Source organism: Stenotrophomonas sp. CFBP8980, from assembly GCF_034046095.1.
Taxonomy (GTDB): domain Bacteria; phylum Pseudomonadota; class Gammaproteobacteria; order Xanthomonadales; family Xanthomonadaceae; genus Stenotrophomonas; species Stenotrophomonas lacuserhaii.
The window spans coordinates 266,130-284,014 of sequence record NZ_JAXCXF010000003.1 but is presented as its reverse complement, the minus strand read 5'-3'; the positions used below and the strand labels follow the sequence as shown (position 1 = coordinate 284,014).

Genomic DNA, 17,885 nt, shown 5'->3' with positions numbered 1-17,885 from the left:
GTGTTGCGGAGTATTCCGCCGAGGAGGACGAATAGGCCGCAAGTTAGGTGGATTCCACCGCCACTCACATCAGGTTTCCTGCAATCTGCACTGGCATGGAGAGTTATCGATTGACTCTCGTACCCCGATAGAAACTTGCTGCGCTGGACTTACACCTTCGCTCATATCGGCGACAGACAAGGTCGATAACACTTCCGGAACCGCAGCGCTCTCACCGTGCCGCCACGCCTTCCTCTTCGGACGTTCCCCTGATGAATCTCCTGCCTTGCGTTGTCACGGGCCTGCTTGGCACGACTGTCTCCTTCGCTGCTGGGGCCTTGCCGCTGCAGATACGCGGCGAGCTGGTCACCTCGACCTGCGAGGTCCAGGCCCGTCACCCCGCACTTGCGGTCCTGACCGGGCGCGTCGACCCGGCCGTGGTCAACGGCAATGCACGGGCTGGCCGAAAGGACTTCAGCGTGTTCCTGGCCTGCCCGGCATCCGGTGGCGACCCACCGCTGGACATCTGGATTGATGGGCTGCGCCATGTCGGCGTCGCCATCTCCGATGCCCAGGGCACACCTTGGCCGATCGGGGAATCGGGTGGCCGCTGGCTGCGCGTGCAACGCAGCCCACAGACCCGTGTCGACCTTACTGCCTGGCATGCATCCCCCGTAGGCGATGCCACGGCAGGAACCGCCGCTGCATCCGTCGAGCTCGTGGTGGCCTATCCATGAAGATCTCCGATGCCTTCTTTTTCAGGGTCGCCCTCATGCAGCGTACTCAGTGCTGGTTCCCCCCCATACTTGCGGCGATGCTGATCTCGCCGGCGTCGGCAGCCGTGGTCGTTGACGGAACGCGCGTGGTGCTTGATGCACGCCGCGGCAACGACGTCACGGTCACCGCCCGTAACAACGGCAACGTACCCGCGCTGGTGCAGGTGTGGATCGATGCGGGCGATGCGGGACGATCGCCCGACGACATCCGCACGCCATTCCAGCTGACGCCGGTGGAGCCGCGCCTGATCCAGGACCAGCAAAGCCAGGCCTACCGCCTCACCTACGCGCCGCACCCGGCTGACCCTGCACTGGCTTCAGATCGCGAATCGCTGTTTTATTTCAATCTGCTGGACATTCCCCCGAAACCGCGAGAGGCCCAAGGCAGCAATCTGCTGCAGTTCGCTGTGCGCTCGCGCATGAAGCTGTTCTTCCGCCCGGCAGGCTTAGCTGGCCAACCCGCGGCTGCGGCGGCAGGCCTGCGCTGGTCAACCGCACCTGACGGCGCCCCGCAGCTGCGCGTCTACAATCCCAGCCCCTATCACGTGACACTGACCCGCATCTCCCTTGCAGATGGAAAGGAGCTTGCTGCGGAGATGGTGGCCCCGTTCGGCACATTGCATGTTGCCTTGCCGGACACGGATGCACGCCCTGCGACGATCAGCTACGCGTGGCTGGACGACCATGGTGCGGAGCGCGAAGCGAAGGCGCACGCGCGGCCAGCAGATGACACTATCATCGCTGCTGCGCGGAGTTCACCATGAGCATCCGTCACCCTCGCATGCATGGAACAGCGGGCATGGCGATGCGCATGTTGCGCTGCGCTGTCACCGCAGGCACCTTTCTTACCGGCACGCTGCACGCCTGCAATGTGGTACAGGGCAGCGACCTGATAAATGGCGGTGAGATCACGATAGCGGATGAAACACGACCGGATGTCCTGCTGCATAGCGTCAGCAACGGGCGAGGCGGCGGCCTGCTGTTCACCAACTGCCCACGAGTGACGGCCATCGACATAGTGAGTGTCCCGCAGATGGCGGGACTGACGTATGTCCGCGACATCACATTCAATGGGCGTCCGTATCCTGCTTTTGGCTGGGGACCGGATTCGCCGCTGATCGTGTTCAATTTCGGAAAATACAGTGCCGGCGCGCCCCGCGGCACGGATAACACCCCCTACCGCGCAGACGCGACAAACACGTTCCAGGTGACCAGCGGCCACGGCGGAGGCGTGGACATGACCCTCGGCCTGGGCTATTACATCTATTCGCGCGGCGGGGCGATGACCAACGTAGCTCCGACAACCCTGAGCGCCATCACCACGATGCCGGGTTTCCCCGCCAATGGCTCATTGCAGCACAGCCTGTCATTCAGCCTGGTGATTCCCGCGCGCACCTGTGTCCTGTTCGATACCGCCCTGCAGCTGGGCCCAGCGTCGGCAGACCAGTTCCCCACGGTGGGCGCATCGACCGGCGACACACCATTGAACGTACTGATGAATTGCCCGCGCGATGGCATCAAAGTCAACTTGACGCTTCACGATGCAATGGACGCCGGCAACCAAGGCAGCATCCTTACGCCGACGCCATCCCACAGCGGCACAGGCATTGCGGTGCAGTTGCTGCGTAATGGCCAGCCCGTGCACTTTGGCAACCAATGGACGCATGCAGGCCCGCATGCCGGTGATCAGAACATCGAGTTGACCGCACGCTACGTCCGCATCGCAGGTGCGTTGACGCCCGGTAGCGTGCAGGGGAAAGCGATACTGACCGCTGACTACGACTGATCGCCGGCCGCCATGGGCGGAGACAGGAAATGTACGTAGCCGTGGACCGCTCCTGATCCTGGGCAGTGAACGCCTTCGCCATGCAGCATCGCACCGATGCGTGTCAGCGATATGCCAAGCTCACCGGACAGCGCCAGCAGGCGCCGCCGACTGGTAACGGCCGCAGTAAAGCACAGCTCGTAATCATCCCCCCCCTGCAGTGCGCAGGAGCGCGCAGCCTCGCTACCCAGCACACGCTGCAGCGCCGTCGAGCAAGGCAGCAGATCGGCGTCGACATGGGCCGCCACGCCGCTACGCGCGGCAATATGCCCCAGGTCTGCCATCAGTCCGTCGGACACATCCACTGCAGCGGTCGCGATACTGCGCAGCGCAAGCCCCAGCTGCACGCGCGGCACAGGCCGCAGCAATCGCTGGCGCAGGAACTCGGTCTCCGCATCAGCCGCGGGCCGGGTGACGTCCAGCTCACCACGCTGCCAAAGCGCAAGCGCACCGGCCGCATCACCCAACGTGCCGCTGACCCAGATGTCGTCGCCCACCTGCGCGCCATCGCGCCGCAAGGCCTGCCCGTGCGGTACCTGGCCGAACGCGGTCACCGACAACGACAGCGGGCCGCGCGTGGTATCGCCACCAATCAGCCGCCAGTCATGCGCATCGGCCAGTGCGAAGAAGCCGTCGGCGAAGGCATCGATCCACGCCGCGCTGGCTTCCGGCAGGGACAACGCCAGCGTGCCCCACGCGGGGGTGGCGCCCATCGCCGCCAGGTCGGAAAGATTCACCGCAAGGGTCTTCCAGCCGATGTCGGCGGGGAGTGTTTCCGGCGGAAAATGCACGCCGCTGTTGAGTGTGTCGGCAGTCACCGCCAGCCAGTGTCCGGCCAGCGGCTGCAGCAGCGCCGCGTCGTCGCCGATGCCCAGCACGATGTCATGGCGCCCCTTGCTACGGGCGCGGATACGGTCAATCAGGGCGAATTCGGCGAGGGACATACGAGGTGTCCGTGGCGCCGGACGTCGTCCGCCGCCATCACGGGTCAGTGGCCGCTTTCGGTCTTGCGCCACTCGACGGCGGCACGGTCCAGCACGCCGTTGACATAGGTGTGGCCGTGTTCGGAGCCGAAGCGCTTGGCCGATTCAATGGCTTCGTTGATCACCACGCGGTACGGGATGTCGGCACGGAAGCGCAGTTCATAGGCCGACAGTCGCAGCACCGCCCGTTCGATCGCATCGACTTCTTCGATGGTGCGGTCCAGGTACGGCGCCAACGCCTCGTCGATATCGCGACGGTTGTCGAGCACGCCATGCACAAGCGCTTCGAAGTAGGCCAGGTCGGCGACTTCGCGTGCCTGTTCGTGGGCGAACTGGGCGACCAGTGACTGGCCGTTGCCGCCGGAAATCTGCCAGGCGTAGATGGCCTGCACGGCACGGCGACGTGCGCGCGAACGCAGCACGGGATCGACGCCGTCACGGCGCACGGGTCTGCCGGACGGCCTGCCCTGGGAATGGTTGTTCATGGCAGCTGCTCCAGAAGATTGATCATTTCCAAGGCCGCCAAGGCGGCCTCTTCACCCTTGTTGCCATGACTGCCGCCAGCACGTGCTTCGGCATCCTCGGCACGTTCCACCGCCAGCACGCCATTCAGCACCGGCACGCCGAAGTCCAGCTGCACGCGCATCAGGCCTTCGGCGCAGCGGTCGGCCACGTGTTCGTAATGGCGGGTGTCGCCACGGATCACGCAGCCCAGGGTGATGATGGCAGCATGCTGGTGGGCAGCGGCCAGGCGCGCGGCGACCAGCGGAATTTCCCAGGCGCCGGGCACCCGGATGACATCCACGGCCTCTTCGCTGATGCCATTGCTGGACAGGCTCTGCCGCGCGCCGGTGACCAGCGCGTCGGTGATGCGGGCGTTCCAGCGGCTGGCCACGATGGCCAGGCGCGCCGATCCGGGAGAGCGAAGATCGCCTTCGAAATGGCTCATGTGCGGGTATGGGGGTACGTAAGAGAAGTCAAGTTTACCGCGCGCGGGCGGTGGGCGGGGCCTCCGTGAGCCCGCCCGCGCCATGCCGGGATCAGCAGCCCAGCGTTTCAACCACTTCCAGGCCATAGCCGGCCAGGCCGACCTGGCGACGCGGCGTGCCCAGCACGCGCAGCTTGCCCAGCCCGAGGTCGGACAGGATCTGCGCACCGGCCCCGTTGCGGCGCCACTGGCTTACATCCTTGTCCTTGCCGGGGGCGATCGGCTGCGGTTGCTGGCGCAGGCGTGCCAACAGGGCTTCGCCATCGCGCGGGGCCGACAGCACGACCATCACGCCGCTGTCTGCCGCGGCGATAGCGCGCAGCGCATCGGTCGCGGCCACGCCGAAATCGTCACGGCGCCAGTGCAGCAGGTCCGCCAACGGGTTTTCCACCTGCACCCGTACCAGGGTGGGGGTATCGGCATCGGGGGTGCCGCGGACCAGGGCGAAATGCAGATCGTGCGCGATGCGGTCGCGGTAGGTGACCAGGGTGAAGGCACCGAACTCGGTGTCGATTTCCCGCTCATCGACACGCTCGACTGTCTTTTCGGTGGCCAGCCGGTAGGCGATCAGGTCGGCGATGGAGCCCATCTTCAGGCCATGTTCGCGGGCGAATATTTCGAGCTCCGGCCGCCGCGCCATGCTGCCATCGGGGTTGAGGATTTCCACCAGCACGCCGGCCGGTTCCAGCCCGGCCAGCATCGCCAGGTCCACGCCGGCTTCGGTGTGGCCGGCGCGGGTCAGCACCCCGCCCGGTTGGGCGATCAACGGGAAGATGTGGCCCGGCTGGTGCAGGTCGCTGGCCTTGGCGGTGGGCTTGACCGCAGTGCGGATCGTGTGGGCCCGGTCATAGGCGGAAATACCGGTGGTCACGCCCTCGGCGGCCTCGATGCTGACCGTGAAGTTGGTCTGGAACTGAGCCGTGTTGGCCTGCACCATCGGCGCCAGGCCGAGGTCGGCTGCCCGCTCGCGGGTCAATGGCAGGCATACCAGTCCGCGGCCATGGGTCACCATGAAGTTGATGTCGCTGGGCTTGACCAGCTCGGCGGCCATGATCAGGTCGCCTTCGTTCTCGCGGTCTTCGTCGTCGACGATGACCACCATGCGGCCTTGGCGGATGTCTTCCAGGATCTCGGGGATCGGGGCGAAATTCATGCGCGTGCTCCTTCGCCCAGCAGGCGTTCCACGTAGCGGGCGACCAGGTCGATTTCCAGGTTCACCGCACTGCCGACCGCCGTGTTGGAGAACGCAGTGTGCGTGACGGTATGCGGGATCAGGGCGACGTCGAACCCCTCCTCGTCCACTTCATTGACGGTCAGGCTGACACCGTCGACGCAGATCGAGCCCTTCTTTGCGATGTAGCGGCGCAGGGCGGCCGGGGCGGCGAAGCGCCAGCGCTGCGCGCGTGCGTCGTCATGGATGGACAGGACCTGCCCCAGGCCATCGACATGCCCGCTGACCAGATGTCCGCCGAGCCGGTCGGTAGGGCGCATGGCGCGCTCCAGGTTGATCACCGCGCCTTCGGCCAGCTGGCCCAGGGTGGTAAGCCCCAGCGTTTCGGTCGATGCATCGGCCTGGAAGGTGTGCGCGTCGAAGGCGATCACGGTCAGGCACACGCCGTTGATGGCGATGCTTTCGCCCAGCTGGACGTTGTCGAACGTCAGGCTGCCGACGTGGAAGGTGAAGCGGACATCGCCGCCGAGGGTTTCGCGGGCGGCCAAGTGGCCGAGGCCTTCAATGATTCCAGTAAACAAGTAACGTTCTCCGCAGGAGTGAGCGAAAAACGCCGCAAGGCAAACAGGCACGCACGGCACCGCAAGGTTCCGTGGCACCGTCTTCTTTCATCCGGACTATGACCGTCGGCTCCGGCATCCGACCGGATCTGCTGACCCCCTGCCAGGATGACCCTGCCGGAGCGCTCGCGGGCTCGTGCCGTGTCGGGCACCTACCGCCGGTGGGGAATCGCACCCCGCCCTGAAGACGTTTGTATACCGGCGAACCGGCGGGGCTAGTGTAACAAATGAGGCTGAAGGCTCGCTTTTTGTGAAATTTTCGTTAGAATCCGCGCCGAGTGCGACAACGACGTCGCCCCGGGCGGTCGGACCGGCTGCCTGCAATGGAACGCAACCTCAAGGAAATCACGCATGCGCAAGATGCTGCTGGCCGCCTCCCTGCTCGCCCTGTCGCCGCTGTCGGCCTTCGCCGCCGACGATCTGAGCTACACCTACGTCGAGGCAGGCTGGACCCAGTTCCAGGTCAACGATGACTTCCTGGACGACCCCAAGGTCGACGGCGGCTACATCCGTGGCTCGTTCGCGATCGCACCGCAGGTCTACCTGTTCGGCGCCTGGTCGCAGGTGTCCAAGTCCTACGGCTTCGATGGCGGCAGCCTGAAGCTGGAACTGGACCAGCCCGAGTTCGGTATCGGTTACCACATGGGCATGAGCGACCGCGTGGACTTCACCGCCGACATCGCCTGGACCCGCCAGAACGCCGAACTGACCCTGAAGGAAACCGGCTTCGCCACCGTACGCCAGAAGGACCACTTCAACGCCGCGCGCGGCACCTTCGGCGTGCGCGGCAAGCCGTCGGCGCGCACCGAAGCCTGGCTGAAAGCCGGCTACATGGATGGCAGCGACATGGACGGCACCTGGGTCGGCAACGTCGGCGGCCAGATCAACATCACCCCGATGTGGGGCGTGGTGGGCGAAGTGCAGGTCATCGAAGACGTGACCCAGTACTCGGCCGGCGTCCGCGCCAGCTTCTGATCCTGTCGCTCCAGGCTGCACATGATGGGCTCCTTCGGGAGCCCATTTTTTTTCTGCTCGTGTTGAAGGGTGCGGAAGTGCCGACAGCATCCGGGCCATCTGCGACCCACGATGACGGTTGGCCCTGTCCGGGCCGCCACGCGGCCAGCCTGCCCACCTGCGACCTCCAGGCCGCGCGGGCATTCCACCGACTGCAGTGCCTTGCCAGCGCGTGTCTGATGGACAGCATCCCCGAAGGAGTACCGCCATGTCCTGCAGCGCTTCCTGGCCCTTGCCTCTCCCGCACGACAACGTCCGCTGGCTTCTGTCAGCCGCTCTAGCCTGCCTGCTGCCCTTCCCGGTCTCATCCTCCGAGCCGGTGCTGCAGGATTTCGTCTTCATCTCCGACACGCAACATCCGTGGACCGAAAAATCGGACTCTGGCGAGCCTGAGAGCAACGACGAGACGGTGCGTCGTTCCAAACTCTTCATCAACCGCCAGGCACTGGCCACGATGGAATACCGGATCAAGTTCGGCGGGCTCGACAACGTACCGCTGTTCCTCAACGGCGACATCACCGCATTCGGCCATGGCGGGGAACGGGACTACATGTACAACCACCCCTTCAAGGACTTCTATCGTCGGAATTTCTACGCCAATCTCGGCAACCACGATTACCAGAACAATGTGAACGACTGCGCCAACAACGGCTGCGCGCGGGACATGTACAAAGACATGGCGGGCTGGGCAAGAAGCTACCCCACACGCGCATTCGACTATTCGGTCAAAGACAACGGCTGGGAAATGCATCGTGGCAGCCTGGCTTACTCCCTGGTGCTCGGTGACATCCTGGCGATCCAGCTGCAGAATGAACCGACCTACAGCGTGACGTACGAATCCGCTCGAAGGACGTTCATCATCAATGACTCGCTTGACTTCCTCGAGACGGAGCTGAAGTGGGCGCGTACAGCTGGCAAGGATGTCATTCTCAACATGCACAAGCCACCTTATGCAAACTGGCAGTCGCCCGACAATCCGCGATTCCGGCAGCTCATGAAGGACAATGAAGATCTCATTCTCGGCATCTTCGCCGGACATCTGCACGGCTCGGCAGGAAAATACAAATCAGTCGGCACCATTCCGGTGTACCTGAGCGGCGCAGCTTCCCGTGAGACATTTCTCACCGCTTTTTATAATCCCCAGGACCGCGAACTGCTGGTGTTCAAAGTCAGCGGGAATGATTGGCGCAACAGGAAGCTGGTCGGACGTTCGAAAGCCACGTCTCCTCGCGACGCGTCAAGCCGCGCCCCGGACGGGTACTCGCCCCTTGGCATCAGCGCGCCTGCGGACGTAGCAGCAAGCGTTGATCCTCACCCACCCGTGTCTGTTCAATGACCTGCATGCGCAACTGCTGCGTCATGGCCTGGATGCCAAGTCCTGACAACAACGGCAGGCCCTGCTCGCCGAGCAGGGTCGGCGCCTGGTACAGCAGCAGCTCGTCGACCCAGCCGCCGGACATCAACGCACCCGCAAGCGTCGCACCGGCTTCGGTATGCACTTCGTTGATGCCCTGCGCTGCGAGCAGTGCAAGCACCGCGCCCAGATCCAGCCGACCGGCAACGCTGGGCACGCTGGCGAACTGCGCATCGGCTGCGTCAGGGGCCGTGATGGCCGGATCGTGCAGGTACAAGGTCGGTGCGCCGCCTTCCCGCACCCGCGCGCATTCCAGCGAGCGCAGCCGTGCATCGAGCACCACGCGCAACGGCGGCAGCACCTCGATGCCGGGCAGGCGCACGGTCAGCATCGGGTCGTCGGCCAGCACCGTATCGGCTCCGGTCAGGATCGCACCGGCCCTCGCCCGCCAATGCTGGACGTCTTCGCGTGCGGCCGGCCCGGTGATCCATTTCGAATTGCCATCTGCCATCGCCGTGCGGCCGTCCAGGCTGGCGGCCAGCTTGACCCGCACCCACGGGCGGCCGCGCTCGACGCGCGACAGGAAACCGCGGTTGAGCTCCCGCGCCTGCACGGCCATCAGCCCTTCATGGACCTCGATCCCCGCTGCGCGCAGCAGATCGAAACCGCCACCGTCGACCTGCGGGAACGGATCGCGCAGGGCGGCCACGACGCGGCTGACGCCGGCTTCGATCAGTGCCAATGCACAGGGTGGCGTGCGGCCGAAATGCGCACACGGTTCGAGGGTGACGTAGGCGGTTGCGCCCCGCGCCTGCTCGCCCGCTTCGCGCAGTGCGAACACTTCGGCATGCGGGCCGCCGGCGCGCTGATGCCAGCCCTGTCCGACCACCTGCCCGCCGTGGGCGATCACGCAACCGACCATCGGATTGGGCCGGGTGGTATAGGCGGCGCGTTCGGCCAGGCGCAGGGCGCCGGCCATGTGCAGGTGGTCCAGCGCGGAGAAAGCGCTCATCGGTGCTCCTTGGGCGCAGGCGCGCAGCGGTGCGCGTCAGCCTTTCTTTTTCTTGGTCAAGGCGATCACATCGCCCAGCAGTTGCAGCTGCTCGGTGCTGGCCGGCAGATCCCGCTCCAGCTTCTCGATTTCTTCGCGGAAGTCCGCGACATCCTCGAAGCTGCGGTAGACCGAAGCGAAGCGTACATAGCCGACATGGTCGAGCTTGCGCAGTTCGTTCATCACGAACTCGCCGACGCGGATGGAGGGCACTTCGCGCTCGCCGCAGATGCGCAGCTGGTGGATCACCGAACGCACCGCCGCTTCGATCTTGTCTTCCGGCACCGGACGCTTCTGCAGCGCGCGGTCGAAGCCGGCACGCACTTTTCGCGCTTCGAACGCCTCGCGGCTGCCATCGCCCTTGACGATGGTCGGCAGCTTCAGCTCGATGGTTTCCAGCGTACTGAAGCGCTCGCTGCAGGCCTCGCACTCACGCCGACGACGAATCGTCGCACCGTCTTCAGAGACGCGCGAATCGATTACACGGGTATCGGCATGTTGGCAGAACGGACAATGCATGGGGCGCCTTGAGTCTCGGAAACGTCATGCGATGGACATGGCGGCGTCGCAACGGTACCTGAGAAGGCCATGAGCAGCAAACAAGGGCCGCTCATGGCAGGCGGCAGGCGCGCGGTCGGGCGTCGTCGCCTGGCTGCGGAAGTCCCGATCGCTCAGCCGTACACCGGATACTTCCGGCACTGTGCGCTGACCGCGTCGCGCACGCGTGCGATCACCGCCTCGTCCGCCGGTGCGTCCAGCACGTCGGCGATCCAGTTGGCCAGATCGACACAGTCCTGTTCGCCATAGCCGCGGGTGGTCACCGCCGGGGTCCCCAGGCGCAGGCCGGAGGTCACGAACGGCGAACGCGGGTCGTTGGGGACCGAGTTCTTGTTGACCGTGATGTGGGCCTTGCCGAGGGCCGCTTCTGCGTCCTTGCCCGACACGTCCTTGCCGATCATGTCCACCAGCATCAGGTGGTTTTCGGTGCCGCCGGAAACGATCTTGTAGCCACGTGCGATCAGGGTCTTCGCCATGGCCTGGGCATTCTTCACCACCTGCTGCTGATAGGCGGTAAAGGAAGGCTCCAGCGCTTCCTTGAACGCCACGGCCTTGGCCGCGATGACGTGCATCAGCGGGCCGCCCTGGATGCCCGGGAAGACGATCGACTGCAGCTTCTTGACCAGTTCTTCGCTGGCGCCCTTTGCGATGATGATGCCGCCACGCGGACCACGCAGGGTCTTGTGGGTGGTGGAGGTCACCACATGGGCATGGTCCAGCGGGCTCGGGTAGACGCCGGCGGCGACCAGACCCGCCACGTGCGCCATGTCGACGAACAGATACGCACCGACCTTGTCGGCAATGGCACGGAACCGAGCCCAATCGACGACCTGCGAATAGGCCGAGAACCCGGCGACGACCATCTTCGGCTTGTGCTCGACGGCCAGGCGCTCGACTTCGTCGTAATCAATCAGGCCTTGGTCGTTCACACCGTACTGCACCGCATTGAACAGCTTGCCCGAGGCATTCACCTTGGCGCCGTGGGTCAGGTGGCCGCCATGGGCCAGGCTCATGCCCAGGATGGTGTCACCGGCCTGCAGCAGGGCGAAATAAACCGCCTGGTTGGCCTGCGAGCCGCTGTGCGGCTGCACGTTGGCGTAGTCGGCGCCATACAGCTGCTTGAGGCGGTCGATGGCCAGCTGTTCGGCGATATCGACGTATTCGCAACCACCGTAATAGCGCTTGCCCGGATAGCCTTCGGCGTACTTGTTGGTCAGCTGGCTGCCCTGGGCTTCCATCACCATCGGGCTGGCGTAGTTCTCGCTGGCGATCAGCTCGACGTGGTCTTCCTGGCGCTGGGACTCATCGGCGATGGCCTTGGCCAGTTCGGGATCGTAGCTTTCGATTCGGACGTCGCGCGGGAACATCGGTTTCTCCGGGGGCAGGCAGGAAAGGAACAGCAAGGCTGCCAATTGTAGTGCCTGCGCCGGGAGGGGGGCCAATGCCGGCTTCCCCACAAACGACGACGGCGCCACATCGGCGCCGTCGCGTATCAGCTTACCTGCCCGAGCCCGGATATCAGCGGCCGTTGATCACGAAGTCGGCCAGGATCCCGGTGGCGATGGCGACCAGCAACAGGTTGCCGCGGTCGTCCCGGACCCAGTGGTGACCGCGCGGCGGGCGACGCACGTGGTAGCTGTTGTAGTCGTTCACCACGTAGATCGGGCCACGGTAATAATCGCGGTAGCGGTGGCCGACTTTCCACCCATAGCCGGGCCCCGGTCCATACGCCGGACGGTAGGCAGGACGGTAGACCACGCGCGGCGGCGGGGCAGGACGGTAGTAGCCGTGATGGCGCCGGTCATCGCGCCAATGGCGGCGGTCATGTCGGCGGTCGTCACGCCAATCGCGCCGTGCCTCGCGACGATCGTTGCGGTGGTCGCGGCGATCATCGCGACGGTCATCGCGCCATTCGCGACGATCATGGCCGCGATGGCGGTGGTCATCGGCGAATGCCGGGCTCACCGCCGCAAAGGCCAGTACGGAGGCAACGGCACCGGCCAGGAATCGATTGATGCGCATTGTCTACCTCTGCAGGATGGGTGGGTGATGTCCATATTGCCCATGGGATCTGAATGTATTCCGGCTGGAAACGCTTACCGATGGGTCGGCCGGAACGCCTGTTCAGATTCCGGCAGGTATTTACTCGCCCTGGCTGATCGTCCAGCTTCCGAGCAGATTGACCGGGGCGCCGGTTCCTTCAACGGATACCCAGTACACGCCTGCCCCGAGGCGGGGCAACAGGCAGCGCCGCCACGCATCTCCTTGATCCTTGCAGACTGCTACCGGGAAGCCGCCCCCCGTCGCCTCTCCTTTTACCTGCAATGTCACGGCGGCATTGCCTCCCCAGGTGCGCAGGTCCACATCGGAGGGCTTGGTCAGCCGCAGCTCCAGGGTCTCGGCAAAGGAATCCTCGGCCATCCGGCGGGGAAATACCGGGACGACCTGGCCGGATCTGAGCTGGGGGCGCACCGGGGTCAGCGAGAGGTCGGCACGCATGTCCTTCGCGCCGGTGCGCAGACTGATCCGCAGGCGACGCGCCGAGGTACTGGCGGGCAGCGTCACCAGGCCGCCGACGATGCGCGAGCCATCCAGCACGACCTCCCGCAGCGGCTGCCCATCAGCGAGCGCGATCAGCAGGGTGCCTGACAGACCGGCGCTGTCCGTGGCGGCGACCAGTTCATAGGGCAGCCACTTTTCTGACCGTGCCACCTCGATATCGAATTCCCGCAGGCTGCCGGAGGCGAGCTCCAGATCCTGCAACGCCAGGCTCGATGGCAGCAGCGGCGGGGCCGTCTGGGCGGCAGCCGACAGCGGCAACAGGGCGGTGATCAACAACGTGCGGATGACGTTCATGCGTGATTTCCATGGGTTGGAGCCACCAGCCTGATCGGTGCCCCGGTCTGCCACAGTCGGGATAGCGGCCTTCAAATGCGGTCCTTGCGGCCCATGCCCGGTCGGTGCTCCCCCATGGCTGAATCCGCCGCCGCCTGCCATGGCAGTGAAAGGGGGGATCGGCGATAATCGTGGGTCAAATATTCCGTTTTCCGCCGGCCAGCGCTCTCGGCCCGGTGGATCGACCCTCTGGGAGACTGCATGTCCTCGCAATACATCTACACCATGAACCGCGTGTCCAAGGTGGTTCCGCCCAAGCGGCAGATCATCAAGGACATCTCGCTGTCGTTCTTCCCGGGGGCGAAGATCGGCCTGCTGGGCCTGAACGGTTCGGGCAAGTCCACCGTGCTGAAGATCATGGCCGGCGTGGACAACGATTTCGAGGGCGAGGCCCGCCCGCAGGCCGGCATCAAGGTCGGCTACCTGGCGCAGGAACCCGAACTGGACCCGACCAAGACCGTGCGTGAATCGGTCGAGGAAGGCGTCGGCGAAGTGCTGCAGGCACAGGCTGCGCTGGACGCGGTGTACCTGGCCTATGCCGAGGAAGGCGCCGACTTCGACAAGCTGGCCAAGGAACAGGAGCGCCTGGAGGCGATCCTTGCCGCCGGCGATGCGCACACCCTGGAAAACCAGCTGGACGTGGCCGCCGATGCACTGCGCCTGCCGCCGTGGGAAGCGATCGTCGGCACCCTGTCCGGTGGCGAGAAGCGCCGCGTGGCGCTGTGCCGCCTGCTGCTGCAGAAGCCGGACATGCTGCTGCTCGATGAGCCGACCAACCATCTCGACGCCGAGTCGGTGGAATGGCTGGAGCAGTTCCTGGCGCGCTATACCGGCACCGTGGTGGCGGTCACCCATGATCGCTACTTCCTGGACAACGCCGCCGAATGGATCCTGGAACTGGACCGTGGCCGCGGCATTCCGTGGAAGGGCAATTACACCGACTGGCTGACCCAGAAGGATGAGCGCCTGAAGCAGGAAGACAACCAGGAGAAGTCGCGCCAGAAGGCCATCCAGAAGGAACTGGAGTGGTCGCGCCAGAATGCCAAGGGCGGACGCACCAAAGGCAAGGCCCGCCTGGCCCGCCTGGAAGAACTGCAGTCGGTTGATTACCAGAAGCGCAACGAGACCAATGAAATCTTCATCCCGCCGGGCGAACGCCTGGGCAACGCGGTGATGGAGTTCAAGAACGTCTCGAAGAAATTCGGCGATCGCCTGCTGTTCGACAACCTGAACTTCCTGGTGCCCGGTGGCGCCATCGTCGGCATCATCGGCCCCAACGGCGCCGGCAAGTCGACCCTGTTCAAGATGATCACCGGCCAGGAAAAGCCGGATACCGGCGAAATCGTGGTGGGCCCGACCGTCAAGTTGTCCTACGTGGACCAGAGCCGCGACGCACTGGAGGGCAACCACAACGTCTTCCAGGAAATCGCCGGCGGGCTGGACATCCTCAACATCAACGGCGTGGAGATCCAGTCGCGCGCCTACATCGGCCGCTTCAACTTCAAGGGCCAGGACCAGCAGAAGCTGGTCGGTTCGCTGTCCGGCGGTGAGCGTGGCCGCCTGCACATGGCCAAGACCCTGCTGCAGGGTGGCAACGTGCTGCTGCTCGATGAACCGTCCAACGATCTGGACATCGAAACGCTGCGCGCGCTGGAAGATGCACTGCTGGAGTTCCCCGGCAATACCTTCGTCATTTCGCATGACCGCTGGTTCCTCGATCGCATCGCCACGCACATCCTGGCGTTCGAAGGCAATTCGCACGTGGAGTTCTTCCAGGGCAACTACCGCGAATACGAAGAGGACAAGCGCCGCCGCATGGGCGACGACGCCGCACCCAAGCGCCTGCGCTTCAAGGCGCTGAAATAAGGCAGCAACAGGAAAGGCCGCGCTCGCGCGGCCTTTCTCCTTCTGTAGGTCGCCCGCTAGCTGGCGACGCTCCCGGCGAGACTTCCATGGCCCTCCTCGAACGCCTGTTCCAGCTGCAGCAGCACGGCACCACCGTGCGCACCGAACTGCTGGCCGGCCTGACCACGTTCCTGACGATGTCCTACATCGTCTTCGTCAATCCAGACATCCTGTCCACCACCGGCATGGATGCCGGCGCGGTATTCGTGGCCACCTGCCTGGCCGCCGCGCTGGGCTCGCTGGTGATGGCCTTCGCCGCCAACTTCCCGGTAGGCATGGCACCGGGCATGGGCCTGAATGCTTTCTTCGCCTTCACCGTGGTGGGCGCAGCGGGCCTGCCGTGGCAGCAAGCGCTGGCGGCGGTGTTCATTTCCGGGTTGGTGTTCCTGGTGCTGTCACTGACCGGCGTGCGCGCCTGGCTGGTGGCGGGCATACCGGCATCGCTGCGCTCGGCGATCGTGGCCGGTATCGGTCTGTTCCTGGCGATCATCGCCCTGCAGAAATCCGGGGTGATCGTCGGCAACGAGGACACCCTGGTCGCGCTGGGTGCCCTCAACACCGCCCCGCCGCTGCTGGCATTGGCAGGCTTCCTGCTGATCGCCATCCTCGAAGCGCGCCGTGTGCGCGGTGCGATCCTGATCGGCATCCTGGCCGTCACCGGCGCCGGTTGGCTGCTGGGCAGCGTGCAGTACCAGGGGCTTGTTTCCTTGCCACCCAGCCTGGCCCCGACCTTCCTGCAGCTGGACCTGCCCGGCCTGCTGCACCACGACGGCGGCGCGCCGCTGGCGGTGCTGCTGCAGGTGGTGCTGGTGTTCGTGCTGGTGGAAGTGTTCGATGCCACCGGCACGCTGTACGGCGTGGTCGGGCGTGCCGGCCTGTTGAAATTGCCCGGCGCGCAGAAGCGTTTCGGCCGCGCGCTGCTGGCCGACAGCACCGCCATCGTCGCCGGTTCGCTGCTGGGCACCAGCAGCACCACCGCCTTCGCCGAGAGTGCGTCCGGCGTGCAGGTGGGCGGGCGTACCGGACTGACCGCGCTGGTGGTCGCCGCGCTGTTCCTGGCCGCCCTGCTGTTTTCGCCGTTGGCGGCGATGGTGCCCGGCTACGCCACGTCCCCTGCCCTGTTGTTCGTGGCGGGCCTGATGCTGCGCGAGCTGGTGGAGGTGGACTGGAACGACCTCACCGAATCGGTGCCGGCGGCGCTGTGCGCGCTGGCGATGCCGTTCACCTACTCCATCGCCAATGGGCTTGCGTTCGGATTCATCGCCTATGCGGCGTTGAAGGCTGGCACCGGGCGCTGGCGCGAGGTGCATCCGGCGGTCTGGCTGGTGGCCGGTTTGTTCGTGCTGCGTTACGCGCTGGAGTGATGCGTCCGCCGAGCATGGCTCGGCGCTACCGAGGTGGTTGGGATCGCCGGGTGTTGGTAGCGCCGAGCCATGCTCGGCGAGCGCAGCGGAAGGCGCACCGGATCAGAGCGCTGGCGGCAGCTCGAATACCTGGCGCAGGTAGGCCAGGTAACCGGGGTCGTCGCACATGCTCTTGCCCGGCGAATCACTCAGCTTCGCCACCGGCTGCCCATTGCAGCGGACCATCTTGATCACGATGTTCAGCGGCGTCGGACCGAGGTCATTGGTCAGGTGCGTACCGACGCCGAAGGCGACCTGGCAGCGGCCACGGAAGTAGTCGAACAGGCGCATGACCTTTTCGATGTCCAGCCCATCGCTGAACACCAGTACCTTGCTGCGCGGATCGACGCGGCGCTGCTGGAAATGCGCCAGCATCCGGTCACCCCAGTCGAAGGGGTCGCCGGAATCATGCCGCACGCCGTCGAACAGCTTGCAGAAATACATGTCGAAATCGCGCAGGAATGCATCCAGCCCGACGACGTCGGACAGCGCGATGCCGAGGTCACCGCGGTATTCACGCGCCCACGATTCCAGCGCGGCCACCTGCGAATCGCGCAGGCGCGGACCGATCGCCTGGAACGCCTGCAGGTACTCGTGTGCCATCGTGCCGTGCGGCGTCATGCCGTACAGCCGGGCGAAATGCACGTTGCTGGTGCCGACCAGCTGGGTTCCCAGCGCGTCACGCAGCAGGGGCAGCAGGCGGGCATGCCAGTCGCGCGAATAGCGCCGGCGCGTACCGTAGTCCGCGACCCGGCACTGCTCGAAACCTGGGGTGTCACGCAGCAGCGCCGCCTTGGCCTGCAGCCGGCGTTCGCCTTCGGCGATGTCGGCGGTGGTGGTGTTGCGGAACCAGACCTCGTTGATGATCGCCAGCAGCGGCACTTCGAACATGATCGTGTGCAGCCACGGCCCGGTGATGTCCAGCTCGATCTCGCCGGGCACGCTGTCCGAGGCACGCAGGCTGATGTACTTGCGGTCCAGGTGGAACAGGCCGAGGAAGTCGGCGAAGTCCGGCTTCACGAAGCGCAGGCCGCGCATGTAATCCAGTTCTTCGCTGCTGAAGCGCAGGCTGCACAGGTGATCGATCTCTTCGTCGATCTGGCCGATGAACTGCGCCAGGTCGATGCCTGGCGTGCGGCACTTGAACCGGTACTGCACCGTGGCGCCGGGGTACTGGTGCAGCACCGCCTGCATCATGGTGAATTTGTACAGGTCGGTGTCGAGCAGGGATTGGATGATCATGCCGCCATTATGCGCCGCGTGCGGGGGTTGGTGCCGGGCCTGCGGCCCGGCGCCTGCAGAGGCAACGGCAAGATCAAGAGCTGCAGGGCTGTTGGGTTGGCGGGGCGGGGTGGGTTGGCGG

The 17,885-nt window shown here is 65.3% G+C and carries 18 protein-coding genes and 1 riboswitch; of the genes, 7 read left to right on the top strand and 11 right to left on the bottom strand.

Going from position 1 to position 17,885, the window contains the following annotated elements; all coding sequences use genetic code 11:
- The first annotated feature begins 251 nt into the window (after positions 1-251).
- From SOM47_RS09690 to SOM47_RS09680, 3 genes are read left to right on the top strand one after another with little or no spacing between them, the layout of a single operon-like run.
- A complete protein-coding gene (locus SOM47_RS09690; RefSeq protein WP_192084366.1) occupies positions 252-716 on the top strand; it encodes a fimbrial protein in 465 nt (154 codons plus the stop codon).
- On the top strand, positions 713-1,519 hold the full coding sequence (locus SOM47_RS09685; protein WP_320505442.1) for a fimbrial biogenesis chaperone: 807 nt from the start codon (positions 713-715) through the stop codon (positions 1,517-1,519). The genes SOM47_RS09690 and SOM47_RS09685 overlap by 4 nt, the downstream gene beginning before the upstream one ends.
- Positions 1,516-2,541 carry a fimbrial protein gene (locus SOM47_RS09680; RefSeq protein WP_320505441.1) on the top strand — a complete coding sequence of 342 codons (1,026 nt, stop codon included), beginning with the start codon at positions 1,516-1,518 and terminating at the stop codon, positions 2,539-2,541. The genes SOM47_RS09685 and SOM47_RS09680 overlap by 4 nt, the downstream gene beginning before the upstream one ends.
- Here the strand turns inward: SOM47_RS09680 and thiL are convergent.
- From thiL to SOM47_RS09655, 5 genes are all read right to left on the bottom strand, one after another.
- On the bottom strand, positions 2,532-3,524 hold the full coding sequence (gene thiL / locus SOM47_RS09675; protein ID WP_320505440.1) for a thiamine-phosphate kinase: 993 nt from the start codon (positions 3,522-3,524) through the stop codon (positions 2,532-2,534). The two genes, SOM47_RS09680 and thiL, sit on opposite strands and share 10 nt — an antisense overlap.
- 44 nt (positions 3,525-3,568) lie before the next feature.
- Positions 3,569-4,048 (bottom strand): transcription antitermination factor NusB, encoded by a 480-nt coding sequence (gene nusB, locus SOM47_RS09670; RefSeq protein WP_320505439.1) that lies wholly within the window; start codon positions 4,046-4,048, stop codon positions 3,569-3,571.
- On the bottom strand, positions 4,045-4,512 hold the full coding sequence (ribH, locus tag SOM47_RS09665; protein WP_320505438.1) for a 6,7-dimethyl-8-ribityllumazine synthase: 468 nt from the start codon (positions 4,510-4,512) through the stop codon (positions 4,045-4,047). The genes nusB and ribH overlap by 4 nt, the downstream gene beginning before the upstream one ends.
- Positions 4,513-4,603: 91 nt before the next feature.
- The gene (ribB, locus tag SOM47_RS09660; protein WP_192084363.1) at positions 4,604-5,704 is read right to left on the bottom strand and encodes a 3,4-dihydroxy-2-butanone-4-phosphate synthase; all 1,101 of its coding nucleotides are present in this window, start codon (positions 5,702-5,704) and stop codon (positions 4,604-4,606) included.
- Positions 5,701-6,303: a riboflavin synthase gene (locus tag SOM47_RS09655; protein WP_320505437.1), complete on the bottom strand. Its 603-nt coding sequence runs from the start codon at positions 6,301-6,303 to the stop codon at positions 5,701-5,703. The genes ribB and SOM47_RS09655 overlap by 4 nt, the downstream gene beginning before the upstream one ends.
- 75 nt (positions 6,304-6,378) lie before the next feature.
- Positions 6,379-6,535, bottom strand: a riboswitch (FMN riboswitch).
- A 158-nt stretch (positions 6,536-6,693) separates the two neighbouring features.
- Here SOM47_RS09655 and SOM47_RS09650 point away from each other — a divergent pair.
- Together SOM47_RS09650 and SOM47_RS09645 are read left to right on the top strand one after the other, a co-directional pair.
- Positions 6,694-7,317 carry a hypothetical protein gene (locus SOM47_RS09650; protein WP_101100332.1) on the top strand — a complete coding sequence of 208 codons (624 nt, stop codon included), beginning with the start codon at positions 6,694-6,696 and terminating at the stop codon, positions 7,315-7,317.
- 247 nt (positions 7,318-7,564) lie between these two features.
- The gene (locus tag SOM47_RS09645; protein ID WP_320505436.1) at positions 7,565-8,692 is read left to right on the top strand and encodes a metallophosphoesterase; all 1,128 of its coding nucleotides are present in this window, start codon (positions 7,565-7,567) and stop codon (positions 8,690-8,692) included.
- Here the strand turns inward: SOM47_RS09645 and ribD are convergent.
- The 5 genes from ribD to SOM47_RS09620 all read right to left on the bottom strand — a co-directional run bounded on the left by ribD (position 8,631) and on the right by SOM47_RS09620 (position 13,175).
- The gene (gene ribD, locus SOM47_RS09640) at positions 8,631-9,722 is read right to left on the bottom strand and encodes a bifunctional diaminohydroxyphosphoribosylaminopyrimidine deaminase/5-amino-6-(5-phosphoribosylamino)uracil reductase RibD (RefSeq protein ID WP_320505435.1); all 1,092 of its coding nucleotides are present in this window, start codon (positions 9,720-9,722) and stop codon (positions 8,631-8,633) included. The two genes, SOM47_RS09645 and ribD, sit on opposite strands and share 62 nt — an antisense overlap.
- Before the next feature lie 36 nt (positions 9,723-9,758).
- On the bottom strand, positions 9,759-10,280 hold the full coding sequence (gene nrdR, locus SOM47_RS09635; RefSeq protein WP_042613625.1) for a transcriptional regulator NrdR: 522 nt from the start codon (positions 10,278-10,280) through the stop codon (positions 9,759-9,761).
- Positions 10,281-10,432: 152 nt separating this feature from the next.
- Entirely contained in the window at positions 10,433-11,686 is a 1,254-nt protein-coding gene (gene glyA / locus SOM47_RS09630) for a serine hydroxymethyltransferase (RefSeq protein ID WP_042613624.1), read from the bottom strand.
- Positions 11,687-11,837: 151 nt separating this feature from the next.
- Entirely contained in the window at positions 11,838-12,341 is a 504-nt protein-coding gene (locus SOM47_RS09625; RefSeq protein ID WP_042613623.1) for an RcnB family protein, read from the bottom strand.
- Positions 12,342-12,461: 120 nt separating this feature from the next.
- Positions 12,462-13,175 (bottom strand): hypothetical protein, encoded by a 714-nt coding sequence (locus tag SOM47_RS09620; protein ID WP_320505434.1) that lies wholly within the window; start codon positions 13,173-13,175, stop codon positions 12,462-12,464.
- A 240-nt stretch (positions 13,176-13,415) separates the two neighbouring features.
- On the opposite strand from SOM47_RS09620, the gene ettA reads away from it, so the two are divergent.
- Together ettA and SOM47_RS09610 are read left to right on the top strand one after the other, a co-directional pair.
- Complete coding sequence (ettA, locus tag SOM47_RS09615; RefSeq protein WP_042613621.1) at positions 13,416-15,080, top strand: energy-dependent translational throttle protein EttA; 1,665 nt, start codon at positions 13,416-13,418, stop codon at positions 15,078-15,080.
- Positions 15,081-15,166: 86 nt separating this feature from the next.
- Positions 15,167-16,483, top strand: coding sequence for an NCS2 family permease (locus SOM47_RS09610; RefSeq protein WP_042613620.1), 1,317 nt, complete (start codon positions 15,167-15,169; stop codon positions 16,481-16,483).
- A 102-nt stretch (positions 16,484-16,585) separates the two neighbouring features.
- On the opposite strand, the gene pncB is transcribed toward SOM47_RS09610, so the two are convergent.
- Positions 16,586-17,764 carry a nicotinate phosphoribosyltransferase gene (gene pncB, locus SOM47_RS09605; protein ID WP_320505433.1) on the bottom strand — a complete coding sequence of 393 codons (1,179 nt, stop codon included), beginning with the start codon at positions 17,762-17,764 and terminating at the stop codon, positions 16,586-16,588.
- Positions 17,765-17,885: the final 121 nt, after the last annotated feature.

Excerpts from the sequence above, each read along its gene's own strand:
- SOM47_RS09690 (WP_192084366.1), top strand. The coding sequence starts at position 252 with ATGAATCTCCTGCCTTGCGTTGTCACGGGCCTGCTTGGCACGACTGTC.
- SOM47_RS09685 (WP_320505442.1), top strand. The coding sequence starts at position 713 with ATGAAGATCTCCGATGCCTTCTTTTTCAGGGTCGCCCTCATGCAGCGT.
- SOM47_RS09680 (WP_320505441.1), top strand. The coding sequence starts at position 1,516 with ATGAGCATCCGTCACCCTCGCATGCATGGAACAGCGGGCATGGCGATG.
- thiL (WP_320505440.1), bottom strand. The coding sequence starts at position 3,524 with ATGTCCCTCGCCGAATTCGCCCTGATTGACCGTATCCGCGCCCGTAGC.
- nusB (WP_320505439.1), bottom strand. The coding sequence starts at position 4,048 with ATGAACAACCATTCCCAGGGCAGGCCGTCCGGCAGACCCGTGCGCCGT.
- ribH (WP_320505438.1), bottom strand. The coding sequence starts at position 4,512 with ATGAGCCATTTCGAAGGCGATCTTCGCTCTCCCGGATCGGCGCGCCTG.
- ribB (WP_192084363.1), bottom strand. The coding sequence starts at position 5,704 with ATGAATTTCGCCCCGATCCCCGAGATCCTGGAAGACATCCGCCAAGGC.
- SOM47_RS09650 (WP_101100332.1), top strand. The coding sequence starts at position 6,694 with ATGCGCAAGATGCTGCTGGCCGCCTCCCTGCTCGCCCTGTCGCCGCTG.
- SOM47_RS09645 (WP_320505436.1), top strand. The coding sequence starts at position 7,565 with ATGTCCTGCAGCGCTTCCTGGCCCTTGCCTCTCCCGCACGACAACGTC.
- ribD (WP_320505435.1), bottom strand. The coding sequence starts at position 9,722 with ATGAGCGCTTTCTCCGCGCTGGACCACCTGCACATGGCCGGCGCCCTG.
- nrdR (WP_042613625.1), bottom strand. The coding sequence starts at position 10,280 with ATGCATTGTCCGTTCTGCCAACATGCCGATACCCGTGTAATCGATTCG.
- glyA (WP_042613624.1), bottom strand. The coding sequence starts at position 11,686 with ATGTTCCCGCGCGACGTCCGAATCGAAAGCTACGATCCCGAACTGGCC.
- SOM47_RS09625 (WP_042613623.1), bottom strand. The coding sequence starts at position 12,341 with ATGCGCATCAATCGATTCCTGGCCGGTGCCGTTGCCTCCGTACTGGCC.
- SOM47_RS09620 (WP_320505434.1), bottom strand. The coding sequence starts at position 13,175 with ATGAACGTCATCCGCACGTTGTTGATCACCGCCCTGTTGCCGCTGTCG.
- ettA (WP_042613621.1), top strand. The coding sequence starts at position 13,416 with ATGTCCTCGCAATACATCTACACCATGAACCGCGTGTCCAAGGTGGTT.
- SOM47_RS09610 (WP_042613620.1), top strand. The coding sequence starts at position 15,167 with ATGGCCCTCCTCGAACGCCTGTTCCAGCTGCAGCAGCACGGCACCACC.
- pncB (WP_320505433.1), bottom strand. The coding sequence starts at position 17,764 with ATGATCATCCAATCCCTGCTCGACACCGACCTGTACAAATTCACCATG.